This window comes from Nocardioides sp. S5-5, assembly GCF_054954065.1.
Genome location: NZ_CP199913.1, coordinates 417,814 through 434,356 on the forward strand (window position 1 = coordinate 417,814; position 16,543 = coordinate 434,356).

Consider the following 16,543-nt stretch of genomic DNA (forward strand, 5'->3'; position numbering starts at 1 on the left):
ATAGGGCTAGCCCGGGGTGAGGTCGTGAATCTGACACTGTCGACGCGCGAGGTCGGTGGGCGCACCGTCGTCGCCGTGGGTGGCGAGATCGACGTCTACACCGCCCCGAAGCTTCGCGACACCATCACCGAGCTCGTGGCCGGCGGCACGTACCACATCGTCGTCGACATGCAGGCGGTCGAGTTCCTCGACTCCACCGGCCTCGGTGTCCTCGTCGGCGGCCTGAAGAAGGTCCGCGCCCACGACGGCTCCCTCGAGCTGGTCTGCAACGCCGACCGGCTGCTGAAGATCTTCAAGATCACCGGCCTCGCCAAGGTCTTCGTCATCCACGACTCGGCTGAGGCCGCTCTCGCCTGAGCGGGGCTCGCCGCGGGATGTGACGCGGCTGCGAACGGCGTTCGACCGGATCTCTCGGGCGGCGTGACGAAACCCGCTCAGCCCCACGCCGTGGGGTCAGCCGCGAGCCGGTCATGCATTGTGATGCGTGTCACAACCTCCATGTGTTCTACGACACAGTCTGCGTAGACTCCGGGCACGATCTCAGACCTGGCCCCCGTGGCCGACCCTGAACCCCCGCAGGAGGCAGTCGTATGCCCCATCCGCTCGTCGTCGATGTCGAAGTCACCGGGGGCGATCTCGCCCTCGTGGCGATCGTGGCCGTGATCGCCCTCGGTTCCCTGGGCATGGCCGCGCTGTTCAGATCGGAGGTGCTGCGCGCAGGCGAGGGCACCCCGAACATGCAGCGCATCGCCCAGGCCGTCCAGGAGGGGGCCAACGCCTACCTCACCCGCCAGTTCCGCACCCTGACGATCTTCGCGGCCATCGCGTTCGTCGTCCTGCTCGCGCTCCCGGCCCACACCGCCGACGGCGCGACGGGCCTCCAGTCGGAGTGGGCGGTCCGGATCTCCCGGTCGATCTTCTTCCTGGTGGGAGCCGGGTTCTCCGGGGCGGTGGGCTACCTCGGCATGTCCTTGGCCGTGCGCGCCAACCTGCGGGTCGCCGCGGCGGCCAACGAGCAGGGACGCGACCCGGCGATGAACATCGGCTTCCGCACGGGTGCCTTCGTCGGCATGTTCACGGTCGGGCTCGGCCTGCTCGGGGCGAGCGTCGTGGTCATCGTCTTCCAGGAGACCGCGCCCAACGTGTTGGAGGGCTTCGGCTTCGGGGCCGCGCTGCTGGCGATGTTCATGCGGGTCGGCGGTGGCATCTTCACCAAGGCGGCCGACGTCGGCGCCGACCTGGTCGGCAAGGTCGAGCAGAACATCCCCGAGGACGACCCGCGCAACGCGGCGACGATCGCCGACAACGTGGGCGACAACGTCGGTGACTGCGCGGGCATGGCGGCCGACCTGTTCGAGTCGTACGCCGTCACCCTGGTCGCCGCGCTGATCCTCGGCTCGCAGGCGTTCGGCGACAAGGGTCTGGTGTTCCCGCTGATCGTGCCGGCGATCGGCGCCCTGTCGGCGATCGCCGGTGTCTACCTCACCAGGCCGCGGGCAGGCGAGAGCGGGCTGAAGACCATCAACCGGGCCTTCTACATGTCGGCCGCGGTGGGTGCGGTCGCGAGCGCGATCGCCGCGTTCATCTACCTGCCCGGCGAGTGGAGCGAGCTGGGCTCCGGCGCGACGGCTGATCTGTCGCCGCCGGTGTTCGCGGCCGGCGCCGTTGCGATCGGCATCGTGCTGGCGGCGGCGATCCTCGCGCTGACCGGCTACTTCACCGGCACCGAGCACCGGCCGGTCAAGGACGTCGCCCGGACCTCGCTGACGGGCCACGCCACCGTGATCCTGTCCGGGCTCTCGGTCGGCTTCGAGTCCGCGGTCTACACGGCGATGGTGATCGGCGCGGCCGTGTTCGGTGCCGCGCTGCTCGCGGGTGGCTCGACCGGACTCGCGCTGTTCGCGGTCGCCCTGGCCGGCTGCGGCCTGCTGACCACCGTCGGCGTGATCGTCGCGATGGACACCTTCGGCCCGGTCTCCGACAACGCCCAGGGCATCGCGGAGATGTCCGGCGACGTGAGCGAGGAGGGCGCGCAGATCCTCACCGAGCTCGACGCGGTCGGGAACACGACGAAGGCGATCACCAAGGGCATCGCGATCGCCACGGCCGTGCTCGCGGCGAGCGCCCTGTTCGCGTCCTACACGCAGAGCGCCTACGACGAGGTCGGATCCGTCCTGGACCAGGACTTCCTGGTGTACGACGCCAAGCTGATCGTCGGCGCCCTGCTCGGCGCCTGCGCCGTGTTCCTGTTCTCCGGGCTAGCGATCAACGCGGTCGGCCGCGCGGCGGGTGCGGTCGTGATGGAGGTACGCCGCCAGTTCCGCGACATTCCCGGGATCATGGAGGGCACCGCCCGTCCGGAGTACGGGCGGGTCGTCGACATCGTCACCCGCGACTCGCTGCGCGAGCTCGCCACGCCGGGCATCTTGGCCATCCTCGCCCCGGTGGCGGTCGGCTTCGGACTCGGCGTCGGGCCGCTGGCCGGCTTCCTCGTCGGAGCGATCGCCACCGGCACGCTGATGGCGGTGTTCCTCGCCAACGCCGGCGGCGCCTGGGACAACGCGAAGAAGCTGGTCGAGGACGGGCACCACGGCGGCAAGGGCTCGGAGGCGCACGCCGCCACGGTCACCGGTGACACGGTCGGCGACCCGTTCAAGGACACCGCCGGTCCGTCGATCAACCCGCTGCTCAAGGTGATGAACCTGGTGTCGCTGCTGATCGTCGGCGCCGTCGTCAGCCTCACCTATGGAGAGAACGAGAACGACTTCCTCCGGATCCTGATCGCCGTGGTGGCGGCGGCCGGCATCTTCGCCGCGGTCTACATCTCCAAGCAGCGCGTCTCCACGATCGGCGACGACGCTCCGGAGCCTGCCTCGGTCGAGTCCGCCTGAGGATGCGCCGACTCCTGGCCGCGCTGGCGGCGACCCTCGTGGTCGTCGCCGGCGCGGCCGTCGTCGTCTCCGCCCCGATCGCGGCGGCGTCCGAGGCGGCGACCGCGGCGTCGTACGTCGAGAAGTCGGTCGTGATCGGGACCTCGGCCCGGGGCCGCCCGATCCGCGCGTTCTACCGGGGCGAGGAGGGCGCGCCGCGGGTGCTGCTCGTCCTCGGGCAGATGCACGGCGACGAGAAGGACGGCATCGCCACCGCCCGCTGGATCCGCGACCACGTCCACCCGCGGCCGGGCACCGGGGTCTGGGTGGTGCCGACGATGAACCCCGACGGCAACGCCCGGGGCACCCGCACCAACGGCCGCGGCGTCGACCTCAACCGCAACTGGCCCACCGACGGCTGGTCGGGCGCCCGCCGCGGCACCCGCTACTGGGGCGGTCCGCGCCCGGCGAGCGAGCCCGAGACGAAGGCGATGATCGCATTCCTCACCCAGGTCCAGCCGGACCTGATCGCCTCGATCCACCAGCCGCTGCGGGCGATCGGTTGCGGCGGCCACGGGAGGTGGGAGAAGCGGCTGGTCCGGTTCCTGCACCTCCCGCGCCGCCACCTCGGTGTCGGCAACCCGTCCGGGACCGACTCCCCGACGCTCACCGCCTGGTACGACTCCACCCTCGGCGAGTACGGTGCCGCCACCACGATCGAGTACGGCGCCCGCACCACCCACCGCTACCGCACCGAGATCGCCGGCCGCGGCATCCTCCGCGCCGCCCGCATCCACTGACAGCCCGCACCCGTGGTGCCGCTCGCGCCGGCGCCCGGCCACGGATCCAGGCGGAGCATCCGGCCTGACTTCGCGAAGTGGCGAGGGTTTGGCGAGCAGGGGTCCGGGTAGGTCGGCGCCATGACGATGCGACGTTCGCGGGCCCGCAGCGCGATGGCCCTGGCACTCGGAGTGCTCGCCCTTCCCGCGCTCTCGATGGTGGGGGTCGGTCTCCCCGCGGCGGCGGCCGACGACACCGGCGGCCAACCGGCGCACGTGACGGTCGAGCATCGACCGGCGCCGCGTCGGGCCGCGAAGGCGGGTGCCTTCCAGGTCTTTCCCGTGCCGACCAGCGCTGCGGGCCTGCAGCGGATCACGACGGCGCCCAACGGCGACATGTGGTTCGTTGAGCGTGACAAGAACAAGGTCGGCCGGATCACCACCGGCGGCGCCATCGACGAGTTCAACCTCCCGGCCATCGACGGCGAGGGGTGGGTGATGGATCTGGACGTCGATGCTGCCGGGAACGTCTGGGTGGCCTTCGACCAAGGTGAGAAGCTTGTTCGCTTCCACCCGAGCAACCCGGGCGGCGGGTACGGGTGGATGTACGACTATCCGTATGGCGAGGAGGTCCGCGTCGGACCCGACGGGACCTGGATGACCATGTCGTTCGACGAGGACGGCATCGCCAAGATCGTGGGCAACAACAGCAACTGGGACGCCAACGCCCCCGAGTGCGACGGTGCCCTCGGCCGGGGCCGCGACGGACTGATGTGGTGCCAGTCCTTCGACAAGCTGATCCAGGTCAACGCCGCGGGCAACGGTGGGGTCGCGTACCCGCTCCCGGCGAATGCCACCTATCCCTACTCGGTCGCGACCGGCCCGACCGGCAGGATCTGGTTCGGCCGCTCCTCGTCCGGGACCTGGTTCACCTCGCCCGGCGACGGCAACATCGGCTGGGTCGCCGACAACGGCCAGGTCGGCACGATCCGCACCGGCGACCGTACGGCGCCCCGCAGTCTCGTGACCGGAGCGGACGGCAACGTCTGGTTCACCAGCGTGGGCGCGGCGAAGGGTATCGGGCATGTCGACGCGGCGGGGGTCGGCGCGGTCGTCCAGGTCGGCAACTACGAGCCCACCGCGCTGACGTACGGCGCTGACGGGGCGATCTGGTTCACCGACGAGACCAACAACGCGATCGTGCGGGTGCCGCGCGAGAGCCTGTGGGTCACCAACGTCGACGTCGGCGCCAACGCGCAGCTGGCCCCGCACGCCCAACCGCCCGCGACAGCGAAGAAGAAGGTCAAGGCGGACAAGAAGCGCAAGAGGGCGAAGCTCACGATCTCCTGCGGCAACGGCCTGCTCGCCTGCTCGGGCACGGTAGTGATCAAGGCCGGCAAGGCCAAGGTGGCCAAGGGTGCCTACGCCGTGCCCGTCAACAGCAGCGCCAAGGTGAGCGTCAAGCTCACCAAGGCCGGCCGCAAGGCGCTCCAGCGCAGCAGGTCGGTCAAGGTCAAGGTCGTGCTGAGCGCCGCCACCGGCGCGCAGAGCAAGAAGAAGGCCAAGCTCACCCGCTGACCGACCAGGTCAGGGTCCGGCCCCAACATTGGGGTCGGACCCTGACGCGGCGGCCCGCGGCGGCTGGCGCAATGACAGGGTGACCAGAACCCTGCGCTATCTCGCTGTCCTCGTCGCTCTCCTCCTCGGGACCGGCCTGCTTCGTCCTGCCCCGGCGTCGGCGGACGACCCCGGCAAGTGGTACGACGGCGCCATCCGGTACTCGACGATCACGAACTGTCCCTCGCTCATCCAGGGCACGCCGTACCTCGAGAAGGGTGCGGGCGCGTACGCCGGCTACTGGGCCGACCCGGACAGCGGGGTCCCGGCGGCCGGGCAGACGTTCTGGATCCACTTCGCGTTCTACGGCATGGGCATGCCGTGCTCGGGAGGTACCTACTTCTACCCGACGATCTACCTGCCGGACGGCGTCACCTTCGACACCAGCCAGCAGATCCGGTGCGGGTACGACGGCCAGGGCGGCTCCGCCCCACAGGGCAACTGCCCCGGCTGGGACCACATGTCGGCGGGGACCTACTCCAACAACCAGGACTCGGGACTGTGGGGCGTGGCGCAGGGCCATCACTGGGAGTTCCAGTTCCCGGTGAAGGCTTCGCACGCCGTCACGGGCGCCGACATGCTGATCGCGGTCAGGACCGCGGACGGGAACAACAGCCCCACCCTCAACCTGCTCGCGTCCCTCTACGTCTTCAACGGGGGCAGCCAGCCGCCTTCCGGGCCGCAGGTCCTCTACGACACGCCGTCGACGATCAACGCGGCGACTGGTCCGGACGGTGCGACCAGCCGGTACGGCTTCTACTCGACGTTCAACGCGATCACCAACCACGTCGGCGGGTACCTCGGGGTGCAGTTGAGCCCGAACCAGTCGACCGGCTGGCAGCTCGAGCTGCCCTGCGGCTCCTACTGCACCGACACCACCGGCGCCTCGATGTGGACGACCTGGGACGAGTCCGCCTTCCCGGCGCTCACGCCCGGGGCGACCTACTACTGGCGCGGCTACTTCCGGCCGACCAGCGGCGCCACCGTCTTCGGCGCGTGGCAGTCCTTCACGCTCGGGTCCTCCGGGACCGGCGCCACCACCGAGCCCGGTGGGCTGGGCAGCACGGGCGGCGTCGCGCCGGGCGGGCTGTCGGGCAGCAGCTCGCTCGGCGGCACGATCACCGCGATCAAGGCGAGCGCGACGGTGAAGGCGAAGGCGAAGGGCAAGCTGCGCGTCGGCAAGCGAGGCAGGCTGAAGGTGACCGTCACCTCCGCCCGCGGCGCGACCGGCACCGTGACGGTCACCGAGAAGGGCAAGGTCGTCGGCACCGGCACCCTCGCCGGTGGCACGGTCGTCGTCCGTCTCAAGAAGCTCAAGGCCGGCAAGCACAAGCTGGTCGTGAGCTACGCCGGCGACTCGGCGGCCAGTCCCGCGGGCGGCAAGGCGAAGGTCACCGTACGACGGTAGCGCCGCGGCGCCGCGGTCAGGCGAGCCCGTCGAACGGGCGGACCTCGATCTTGCCGCGGCACGCCCGCGACGCCTCCACCGCCAGCCGCAGGGCCACGTCGAGGTCGGGCACCTCGATCACCCAGAACCCGCCGATCGCCTCCTTGGTCTCGAGGTAGGGGCCGTCGGTCATCACCGGCGTCTCGCCCTGCCCGTCGACCACGGTGGCGGTCGACGCGGGGCCAGGCCGCCGGCGAAGACCCAGTAGCCGTCGGCCTTCAGCTGCTCGTTGAAGGCACCGGTCTCGGCGAAGGACTGCTCCATCTCCTCCTTCGACCCGTAGCCGTAGAACTCGTCGGTCACCTCGGTGGGCCCCTGTACGGACATCAGGTACGTCGTCATGTCGTCGCTCCTCGTTGCGGGCGGTCCCGATGACCGCCTCCCGTCCTCACCACGAACGCCACCACACGGATCCGACAGCCGCCACCCCGGAGATCTCGATCGACGAATTCCTCGGCCGGCTGTCGTACGACGGCGCCCGCGTTCGTGGTGTGGGCACAGGCAGGCCACCGGGCCCGCCGCCGACACTCAGGAGCAGCAGATGTCCACCACCACGCAGATCCCCGTCACCACCGTCACCGGCACCCCGGCGCGTCGTACCGTCTGGAAGCACGGCGTCGCCGCCGCGGCCGCCGCGGCTGTCGCCACCAGCGCCCTCGCCGCGCTCGCCTCGGCCGCCGGCGTCTCGTTCGCCGACCAGAGCGGCGTGTCGATCCCGGTCCTCGGCTTCACCCAGCTGACCCTCTTCTTCGCTCTGGTCGGCGTGGGCCTGGCCGCCGTCCTGGCGCGCCGGGCCCGGCGCCCGCGCTCGACCTTCGTCCGCACGACGGTCGCGCTCACCGTGCTCTCGCTCGTGCCGGACGCGACCTTCGGCTTCGACCCGGCCTCGGCGTTCAGCCTGATGGCGCTGCACGTCGTCGCGGCGGCGATCGTGATCCCGGTCCTCGCGGGCCGGCTGGCTCGCGTCGCCGCCTGAGAGTGGGTCTGGGCGCCCGGAGGCCGGGAACGGGCCCCATCCCCACGACTGTCTGTTGCGGTGAGGTGAGGTCGATGGCATTGGGACAGTGACGATCAGGAGATGCTTCGCGTGAGAGTTCCCAGCGAATCGATCACCGGGGGCAACTCATCTGGACCACGCGACGTGTTCGTGAGAACACCCTGGCCGTCGACGTGGTAGATACCCGCTCCGCCCGGAACCGTCCACACGCCTGTGACCTCACCGGGTCTCCACTCGAAGGGCTGGAGGAACAAGACGTACTCGGCACCTGCGATCAGTGGTGCCGGGATCTCGGACTCGCCGTTCGACGAGGTCACCAGGCGTACCGGCACAGCGTCGGGGATCGTTCCCTTGATCGCCCGGATGACCGTGACTGTCACGGTCGTTGCCCGGACGACGCTCTCGCCGGCCTCGTCGGCGGGGGCCTCGTTCGCATCGTCTCCGACGCGAACGTGCGCTACCACTGGCACATCCTTCGCCAAGGCTTCCAACGAGTCGTAGAGGCTCGTCCTGCTGACTCCCACCTGCTCACTGTCTAGCCGGGGCGCTGCGGCGTGCTCCGTCTGGTTGGCGCATGCCGAGACAGTGAGCGCAAGGACGGCTGCGGCCGTCGCGAGTTTCGATATCGAGGTCATCGCGCTTCTCCCGGGTTCCTAGTAGATCGCGTTGATGCCGACGACGTCGTCGGGCCGCGGCTCGGTGTACCCACAGCTGAAGTAGCGTGCGCTCGTGGCGTACATGATCGGCATCTGGCAGCCGTTTGCGCCAGCGTGGTCGAGACCAAGCGCATGCCCGATCTCGTGGACCATCACGGACTTCCGTGCGGCCGCGCTGTACCCGGCGGCGTAGTAGGTGTTGTAGTAACTGTAGGACGCTTGAGTCTGGACTCCGGTTCCACACCATGTGTAGGTAATCCCGTCATATCCGCTGGCACCGAAGTTGCTGCTGGTGACGAACATTTCTGTCGTGCCGGCGGTGGTGAACTTCAGAGGCGTCGACGTAGCGTCCCAGGCGTCGACCGCCTTCTGCGACGCAGCGGCGTAGGAGCCGGAGATGTCGTAGTGAGTGTTCTTGTTGCTCTTCTTGCAGTTCGCGCTCACCCATGCGTCGGCGGGTGCCTGTTGTACAACGACGGCAACAGCCGCCGAGAGCATCGCGGATGCCACTGTGGCGCAGATGGTGTGTCGCATCACGATTCCTTCAGCTGTGGGACGTGCTCTGTCGACGTCTGCGTCATGATGGCGACGTTGGCTGCGTCCGCCACGTCCGTCAAGCGACAAGGTCGCGGTGTGGCTGCGATCCCGTCCTCGTTGTCATCCCGGTGACAAAGAGGAGCAGGACTCGATGCCTTGGCGTTGCCGGTTGCGCTCCCGCAGGCGCCGGCGGGTCGGGTACCGCGCGGTCCGGTCCGGCGGCGCCGTAGCGTTGTCCCGTGCTGCCGATCTCCCTCGCCGCCCCGCTGCGCGAAGCCCTGCTCGCCGCCGACTTCACCTACGACGCGGTCAGTGAGCTGCTCGGCCCGCAGGCCCACCAGGCGCTGTCGCGCAACGAGACCACGCCCGGCCGTCGCCGTACGACGGACGGCGGTACGGCAGATGGGGGCCAGCTGGCGACGCTGGTGCGGCTGTTCCTGCTCCAGACCGCGGTGTCGGTCGAGGACGCGGAGCGGGCGTTGCCCGGGCTGGTCGACAAGCTGGCGAACGCGGGCGCGCTGGCGCAGAGCGTGGGGGAGGTGGCGGCGCGGCTCGACGTGCGGCCGTACGCCTCCGAGGAGGGTGACTTGTGGGTGGTCAGCGACCTGACGCCGGGGCTCGACGGGATCCCCACGAAGGTGACCGGCGACTACGTTCTCGGGATCAGCCCGGCCTCGTCCAGCCTGGCCCAGCTGACCTTGCGCCACGACGTCGGCAGCGCGCTCGACCTCGGTACCGGCTGCGGCGTGCAGGCGCTGCACCTGGCCACCCACAGCGACCGGGTGGTGGCGACCGACGTCAACCAGCGGGCGCTCGCGCTCGCGCGCTTCAACGCGGCGCTCAACGACGTGGACGACAAGGTCGACGTGCGAGACGGGTCGTTCTTCGCGCCGGTGGCGGGGGAGCGGTTCGACCTGATCGCCACCAACCCCCCGTTCGTGATCTCGCCGGCGACCGGTGAGCGGCTGGTCTACCGCGACTCCGGGCTGCCCGGCGACCAGGTCGTCGAGCACATCGTCCGCACCGCGCCCGACCACCTCACCGACGGCGGCTGGTGCCAGGTCCTCGCCAACTGGGTGATCGAGCGCGACCGGCCGTGGGACGAGCGACTCGGGACCTGGCTGCCCGACGAGTGCGACGCGCTGGTGGTGCAGCGCGAGGTGCTCGACCCGGCGTCGTACGTCGAGCTCTGGCTCAAGGACGCCGGCCACCACCCGGCCACGGGCGGCGACCCCGCGTCGTACGCCCACCGCTACGACACCTGGCTGTCCTGGCTCGAGGAGCAGGGCGTCGGCGGGATCGGGTTCGGCTGGGTCAACCTGCGCCGCCGCGAGGGCGCTGCCGCCGGGGCGCTGACCCGCGACCTGCTGGAGTGGCCCTACGACGTCGAGCAGCCGATCGCGCCCGCGATCGCCGCCTGGGCCGACTCGGCGCGGGCCGCGGGCGCGCTGGACGCCGACACCCGGCTGGTGATCCGCGAGGACGTCGTCCAGGAGACCAGCGGGCCGGTCGGTGCCGAGGACCCGGCGGTGATCGTGCTGCGCCAGCAGCGCGGCTTCCGGCGCGCGCGCCAGGTCGACACGGTGGTCGCCGCCGTCGCGGGCGCCTGCGACGGCGAGCTGCCGCTCGGTCAGCTCGTCGACGCCGTCGGGCACCTGCTGGAGCGTGACCCGGCCAGCCTGCGGGAGGTCTACCTGCCCGAGATCGCCGAGCTGGTCGCCGAGGGCTTCCTGGCGCCGTCGGCTCCGGTCGACTCGTAGGCTGATCCCCGTGACGAACGCAGGCTGGTACCCCGACCCCGCGGGCGCGCCCGACACCTACCGCTACTGGGACGGTCAGGCGTGGAGCCAGATGACCACCACCCAACCCTCCGGCGGCGCGCGTCCGGCCGAGACGCCGGCGACGCCGCCGCCCGCCGCGCCGACCCAGTACGGCGCGGCACCGACCCCACCCGCGCCGCCCGCCCCGCCCGCGCCACCTGCTCCGCCGATCGGCTACGGCTATCCCCAGCAGTGGAGCCCGACCCCGCCTCCGGGCGGCGGCGGTGGCAACAAGACGGTCGTCATCGTGATCGCCGCGGTGGTCGCGCTGGTGCTGCTCGGCGTGGGCGGCTTCTTCGGCATCCGCGCCCTCACCGGTGACGACGACGGCGAGCGCAAGGCCGACGACGACAGCTCGCAGGGCGAGAAGTCCGCGGACCCGACCGACCAGTCGTCCAGCACCGTCAAGCCCACCGGCATCCAATGCACCGGCGGCTCCCCGAAGCCCGCCCAGGACCCGGACCCGGCCGCCGCGCAGCTGACCGGCGGCGGCCTGTCGATCCCGCGCGACTCGGCGTACGAGCTCGCGACCGGCGACCAGGTCTCCTTCGGGTTCGCCAACGCGTTCGTGCTGCAGTACACACAGGTCGAGGACAAGTGGATCAGCCTGACCGGCGTCGGTGCGCTCCCGCGGGCCAACGGGTTCGACGACGTCGCGACCGCCGCCGAGGTCGTGATGCAGTGCCTGACGGGCAGCGACAACGTCTACCGCGGCTTCACCGGCCGCACCGACAAGGTCAACGAGAAGGTCACCGTCGACGGCAAGCCGGGCTACCGGATCTCCGCCGAGGTCCGGGTCACCGACCCCGAGGTCACCGTCGAGGGGGACCTCACCGACGTGATCGTCGTCGACACCGGCGACCCGGCGTCGTACGGCATCTACATCGGCATGGCGGCGCTGGGTCACGACGACCTGATCAGCGCCAACGAGGCGGTCATCGACCAGATCAAGGTGGGCTGACTCGAGCTCGCCGGCGCTCGCGGCCACCCGACCACCGGGGCGGCCGGACGACCACGGTGGACGCCGGGAGAACGCTCGTTGGACAACACGCGCTACCGTGAACCGCCGAATCAGGCAGCGCACGAGTAGTAGAGAAGGTCCCTGTGTCCCACAAGTTGGTGATCGTCGAGTCGCCGGCCAAGGCCCGCACCATCGGCGGGTACCTCGGCGACGGCTACGTCGTCGAGTCCTCCATCGGCCACATCCGTGACCTGCCCAACAACGCGGCCGACACCCCGGCGAAGATCAAGGACAAGCCGTGGGGGCGGCTCGCGATCGACGTCGACAACGGCTTCGAGCCCTACTACGTCGTCCCCCGCGACAAGAAGAGCCACATCTCCAAGCTCAAGAGCCTGCTCAAGGACGCCGACGAGCTCTTCCTCGCCACCGATGAGGACCGCGAGGGCGAGGCGATCGCGTGGCACCTCCTCGACGAGCTGAAGCCGAAGAACATCCCCGTCAAGCGGATGGTCTTCCACGAGATCACCAAGGCCGCCATCCAGGAGGCCGCCGCCAACCCGCGTGAGCTCGACATGGACCTCGTGGAGGCCCAGGAGACCCGCCGGCTCCTCGACCGCCTCTACGGCTACGAGGTCTCGCCGGTGCTGTGGCGCAAGGTCATGTCCGGCCTGTCCGCGGGCCGCGTGCAGTCGGTCGCGACCCGGCTCGTGGTCGACCGCGAGAAGGAGCGGATGGCCTTCAAGGTCGCCTCCTACTGGGACCTCGAGGGCACCTTCGACGCCGGCAGCAAGCACGACCAGCGGATGTTCCCGGCCAAGATCCACAGTGTCGACGGCACTCGTGTGGCGTCCGGCTCCAACTTCGGACAGGACGGCCGGCTCAAGGCCCGCGCCGACGTCGTCCACCTCGACCAGCGACAGGCCCAGGACCTGGTCGCGGCGCTGGCCGACACGGCGTACGACGTCCGCTCGGTCGAGGCCAAGCCGTACCGCCGCTCGCCGTACCCGCCCTTCCGCACCACCACGCTCCAGCAGGAGGCCAGCCGCAAGCTCGGCATGAGCGCCTCGGTGACGATGAGCGTCGCGCAGCGGCTCTACGAGAACGGCTTCATCACCTACATGCGTACCGACAGCACCACGCTGTCGGGCAGCGCCATCGGCGCGGCGCGCTCGCAGGTCCAGGAGCTGTACGGCGCCGAGTACGTCCCCGACGCCCCGCGCACCTACACCAGCAAGGTCAAGAACGCCCAGGAGGCGCACGAGGCGATCCGGCCCGCGGGCGACTCGTTCCGCACCCCGGCGCAGACCGGGCTGACCGGCGACCAGTTCCGGCTCTACGAGCTGATCTGGATGCGCACCGTCGCCTCGCAGATGAAGGACGCCGTCGGCCAGTCCGTCACGATCCGCCTCGGTGGCGCGGCGTCCTCGGGCGAGGACGTCGTGTTCTCCGCCTCCGGCCGCGTGATCACCTTCCACGGCTTCCTCAAGGCCTACGTCGAGGGCACCGACGACAACGCGGCGAAGGACGACCAGGAGACCCGGCTGCCCAACCTGGCCGAGGGCGACCCCGTCTCCGCCGCCTCGCTGTCGGCCAACGGCCACGAGACCAAGCCACCGGCCCGCTACACCGAGGCCACGCTGATCAAGGAGCTCGAGGACCGACAGATCGGCCGGCCCTCGACGTACGCCTCGATCATCGGGACCATCCTCAACCGCGGCTACGTCTACAAGAAGGGCACCGCGCTGGTGCCGGCGTGGATCGCGTTCTCCGTGGTCCGGCTGCTGACCGAGCACTTCACCCGGCTGATCGACTACCAGTTCACCGCCGGCATGGAGGACGTCCTCGACGACATCGCCCGCGGCGACAAGAGCCGGGTCGCCGAGCTGACCGAGTTCTACTACGGCTCCGACACCCTCGCCGGCCTCAAGCGGCTCGTCGACGACCTCGGCGACATCGACGCCAAGGCCCTGGCGACCTTCCCGGTGGGTGAGCCGGAGGACGGAATCGACCTGCGGGTCGGCAAGTACGGGCCCTATCTCGAGGGTCCGGGAGACGACGGCGCCCCGGCGGGCAAGCGGGCGAACGTCCCCGACGACCTGCCGCCCGACGAGCTGACGCTCGAGAAGGCCAAGGAGCTGCTCGCCAACCCCGCGGGCGAGGAGATCGACCTCGGCGTCGACCCGGAGACCGGCCTGCAGGTCGTGGCGAAGAACGGCCGGTTCGGGCCCTACGTCACCGAGGTGCTGCCCGAGGACGCGCCCAAGAGCGCCAAGCCCCGGACCGGCTCGCTGTTCAAGTCGATGTCCCTCGACACCGTCACGCTCGACGACGCGGTCAAGCTGCTGTCGCTGCCGCGCGTCGTCGGCGTGGGTGAGGACGGCGAGGAGATCACCGCCCAGAACGGCCGCTACGGCCCGTACCTCAAGAAGGGCACCGACTCCCGCTCCCTCACCAGCGAGGACCAGATCTTCGGGATCACCCTCGACGAGGCGCTCAAGATCTACAGCCAGCCCAAGCAGCGCGGCCGCGCCGCCGCGGCCCCGCCGCTCAAGGAGCTCGGCAACGACCCGGTGTCGGGACAGCCGATCGTGGTGAAGGCCGGGCGGTTCGGCGAGTACGTCACCGACGGTGAGTACAACGCCACCTTGCGCAAGGAGGACTCGGTCGAGGCGATCACCACCGAGCGGGCCGCCGAGCTGCTCGCCGAGCGCCGGGCGAAGGGTCCGGCCAAGAAGGCCGCCAAGCGCGGGGCGACGAAGACCGCCGCGAAGAAGACGGCGGCCAAGAAGGCTCCGGCCAAGAAGGCTCCGGCCAAGACGACCGCTGCGAAGAAGGCGGCCAAGAAGAAGTGACCGCCGGACGTCGAGGAGGTCGCGTAGCGACCGTCACGACACGCGGCGAGGTGCTGCTGGAACTGTCCCGGGCAGTCCCAGCACCTTCTCGGGTGGTCTCGTGACGGTGGCCGGGGCAACCTCCTCGACCTCCGGACGGCGCGCGTCGGGGGCGTCGTCTAGGTTGCTTCCGTGACGACCCGCCCGAACCAGCGCTGGCCCGGCCAGTACGCCGACACCGGCGTCTTCGTCTGCTTCGAGGGCGGCGAGGGCGGCGGCAAGTCCACCCAGTCGCGACTGCTCCACGACCGGCTGACCGAGGCGGGCTACGTGGTACGCCTCACCCACGAGCCGGGCGACACCCCGGTCGGCCAGGAGATGCGCCGGATCGTGCTCAGCCCCGAGACCGGGGAGCTGGCCCACAAGACCGAGTTCCTGCTCTACCTCGCCGACAAGTCCGAGCACGTCGAGACCCTGGTCCGCCCGGCGCTGGCCCGCGGTGAGGTGGTCGTCACCGACCGCTACGTCGACTCGACCCTCGCCTACCAGGGGGCCGGACGGGCGCTGGACCGCGACGAGCTCGAGGACGTCTCGCGCTGGGCGACCGGCGACCTGCGGCCCCACCTGACCGTCGTCCTCGACCTGGAGCCGGCAGCCGGCCTGGCGCGCTTCGAGGGACGCGATCGGATCGAGGGGGAGGGACTGGAGTTCCACCAGCGGGTGCGGCAGTCCTTCCTCGACCTGGCCGCCCGCAACCCGGAGCACTACGCGGTCATCGACGCGCGAGCACCGATCGAGGAGATCGCCGCCGAGGTCGCGAGCCGGGTCGAGCCGCTGCTCGTGCAGGCGACGAGGAGCGGGTCATGACCGTCTGGGACACCCTGGTCGGGCAGCGCCACGTCATCACCGCCCTCGAACAGGCGGTCGCGGGGCAGGGCATGACCCACGCCTGGCTGTTCACCGGCCCGCCGGGCTCGGGGCGGTCCAACGCGGCGATCGCGTTCGCGGCGGCCCTGCAGTGTCGCCAGGGCGGCGCCGGCCCCGACTGCCCCGACGGGTGCCACGACTGCCACACCGTGCTCGCGGGCTCCCACGCCGACGTGTCGGTGGTACGCACCGAGAAGCTCTCCATCGGCGTCGACGAGGTCCGTGACCTGGTCCGCCGGGCGTCGCTGAGCCCGATGGGCGACCGCTGGCAGATCCTGATCGTCGAGGACGCCGACCGGCTCACCGAACAGGCCTGCAACGCGCTGCTCAAGGCGATCGAGGAGCCCAACGGCCGCACCCTGTGGATGCTCTGCGCGCCCACCGTCGAGGACGTGCTCCCGACGATCCGGTCCCGCTGCCGCCTGGTGACCCTCTCGACGCCGACGGCCGAGGAGGTCGCCGGCTTCCTGGTCGCGCGGGGCGTGGCGGAGCCGCTGGCGTCGTACGCCGCCCGGGCGAGCCAGGGCCACATCGGCCGGGCCCGGGCGCTGGCGTTCGACGAGGCGGTGCGGACCCGGCGCCAGGAGGTGGTCGCGATGCCGGCTCGGCTGACCTCGCTGGGTCGCTGCATGGACGCCGCCACCCGGCTCGCGTCGACCGCGAAGGACGAGGCCGACGCGATCACCGCCGAGCTCGACGCGCGGGAGAAGGTCGACCTCGACGCGGCGTACGGCGTGGTCGAGCGGGGGCGGCGACCGCGCGAGTACGGTCCGGCCCTCGCCGCGCTCGAGAAGGGCCAGCGCACCCGCGCCAAGCGGCGACATCTCGACGTCGTCGACCGCGGCCTGACCGACCTGATGTCGGTCTACCGCGACGCGATCGCGCTCGCCAGCGGCGCGCCCGGCGCGTTGGTCAACGAGGAGATCCGCGACCAGGTCCAGGCGATCGTGGACGGCGCCACGCCCGAGCTCAACCTGCGCCGGATCGGGTGGATCTTCGCCGCCCGGGAGCAGATGCTGGAGTTCAACGTGCCGGTGGCCTTGGCCCTGGAGTCGATGATGGTGGCACTGCAGGCGCCGCAGCGGTGACCTGAGCCGATCC

General features: G+C 70.8%; 13 protein-coding genes and 1 pseudogene. 11 read left to right on the top strand and 3 right to left on the bottom strand.

The window, feature by feature from the left end; genetic code table 11:
• The first annotated feature begins 24 nt into the window (after positions 1 to 24).
• The 5 genes from ACUP6Y_RS01920 (at position 25) to ACUP6Y_RS01940 (ending at position 6,674) form a co-directional block, all read left to right on the top strand.
• Positions 25 to 357 carry an STAS domain-containing protein gene (locus ACUP6Y_RS01920; protein ID WP_462553914.1) on the top strand — a complete coding sequence of 111 codons (333 nt, stop codon included), beginning with the start codon at positions 25 to 27 and terminating at the stop codon, positions 355 to 357.
• A gap of 233 nt (positions 358 to 590) precedes the next feature.
• Positions 591 to 2,891 (top strand): sodium-translocating pyrophosphatase, encoded by a 2,301-nt coding sequence (locus ACUP6Y_RS01925; protein ID WP_462553915.1) that lies wholly within the window; start codon positions 591 to 593, stop codon positions 2,889 to 2,891.
• A 2-nt stretch (positions 2,892 to 2,893) separates the two neighbouring features.
• Positions 2,894 to 3,670: a M14 family zinc carboxypeptidase gene (locus ACUP6Y_RS01930; protein WP_462553916.1), complete on the top strand. Its 777-nt coding sequence runs from the start codon at positions 2,894 to 2,896 to the stop codon at positions 3,668 to 3,670.
• Between the two features lie 120 nt (positions 3,671 to 3,790).
• Positions 3,791 to 5,227, top strand: a complete 1,437-nt coding sequence (locus tag ACUP6Y_RS01935) for a Vgb family protein (protein ID WP_462553917.1) — start codon at positions 3,791 to 3,793, stop codon at positions 5,225 to 5,227.
• 79 nt (positions 5,228 to 5,306) lie between these two features.
• Entirely contained in the window at positions 5,307 to 6,674 is a 1,368-nt protein-coding gene (locus tag ACUP6Y_RS01940) for an Ig-like domain-containing protein (protein WP_462553918.1), read from the top strand.
• Between the two features lie 16 nt (positions 6,675 to 6,690).
• On the opposite strand, the pseudogene ACUP6Y_RS01945 reads toward ACUP6Y_RS01940, so the two are convergent.
• Positions 6,691 to 6,977: pseudogene (locus ACUP6Y_RS01945) on the bottom strand (YciI family protein).
• A gap of 277 nt (positions 6,978 to 7,254) precedes the next feature.
• Between ACUP6Y_RS01945 and ACUP6Y_RS01950 the strand changes: the two are divergent.
• Positions 7,255 to 7,689, top strand: coding sequence for a DUF6069 family protein (locus tag ACUP6Y_RS01950; protein WP_462553919.1), 435 nt, complete (start codon positions 7,255 to 7,257; stop codon positions 7,687 to 7,689).
• A gap of 95 nt (positions 7,690 to 7,784) precedes the next feature.
• Here the strand turns inward: ACUP6Y_RS01950 and ACUP6Y_RS01955 are convergent, their stop codons facing one another.
• Complete coding sequence (locus tag ACUP6Y_RS01955; RefSeq protein WP_462553920.1) at positions 7,785 to 8,345, bottom strand: hypothetical protein; 561 nt, start codon at positions 8,343 to 8,345, stop codon at positions 7,785 to 7,787.
• Between the two features lie 18 nt (positions 8,346 to 8,363).
• Entirely contained in the window at positions 8,364 to 8,900 is a 537-nt protein-coding gene (locus tag ACUP6Y_RS01960; RefSeq protein ID WP_462553921.1) for a matrixin family metalloprotease, read from the bottom strand.
• A 242-nt stretch (positions 8,901 to 9,142) separates the two neighbouring features.
• Between ACUP6Y_RS01960 and ACUP6Y_RS01965 the strand changes: the two genes are divergently transcribed.
• The 5 genes from ACUP6Y_RS01965 to ACUP6Y_RS01985 all read left to right on the top strand — a co-directional run bounded on the left by ACUP6Y_RS01965 (position 9,143) and on the right by ACUP6Y_RS01985 (position 16,530).
• Positions 9,143 to 10,663, top strand: a complete 1,521-nt coding sequence (locus tag ACUP6Y_RS01965; protein ID WP_462553922.1) for a DUF7059 domain-containing protein — start codon at positions 9,143 to 9,145, stop codon at positions 10,661 to 10,663.
• Positions 10,664 to 10,673: 10 nt separating this feature from the next.
• Entirely contained in the window at positions 10,674 to 11,684 is a 1,011-nt protein-coding gene (locus tag ACUP6Y_RS01970; protein ID WP_462553923.1) for a DUF2510 domain-containing protein, read from the top strand.
• Between the two features lie 143 nt (positions 11,685 to 11,827).
• A complete protein-coding gene (gene topA, locus ACUP6Y_RS01975; protein WP_462553924.1) occupies positions 11,828 to 14,536 on the top strand; it encodes a type I DNA topoisomerase in 2,709 nt (902 codons plus the stop codon).
• A gap of 171 nt (positions 14,537 to 14,707) precedes the next feature.
• Positions 14,708 to 15,382 (top strand): dTMP kinase, encoded by a 675-nt coding sequence (tmk, locus tag ACUP6Y_RS01980; protein WP_462553925.1) that lies wholly within the window; start codon positions 14,708 to 14,710, stop codon positions 15,380 to 15,382.
• The gene (locus ACUP6Y_RS01985; RefSeq protein ID WP_462553926.1) at positions 15,379 to 16,530 is read left to right on the top strand and encodes a DNA polymerase III subunit delta'; all 1,152 of its coding nucleotides are present in this window, start codon (positions 15,379 to 15,381) and stop codon (positions 16,528 to 16,530) included. The genes tmk and ACUP6Y_RS01985 overlap by 4 nt, the downstream gene beginning before the upstream one ends.
• The last annotated feature ends 13 nt before the right edge of the window (positions 16,531 to 16,543 follow it).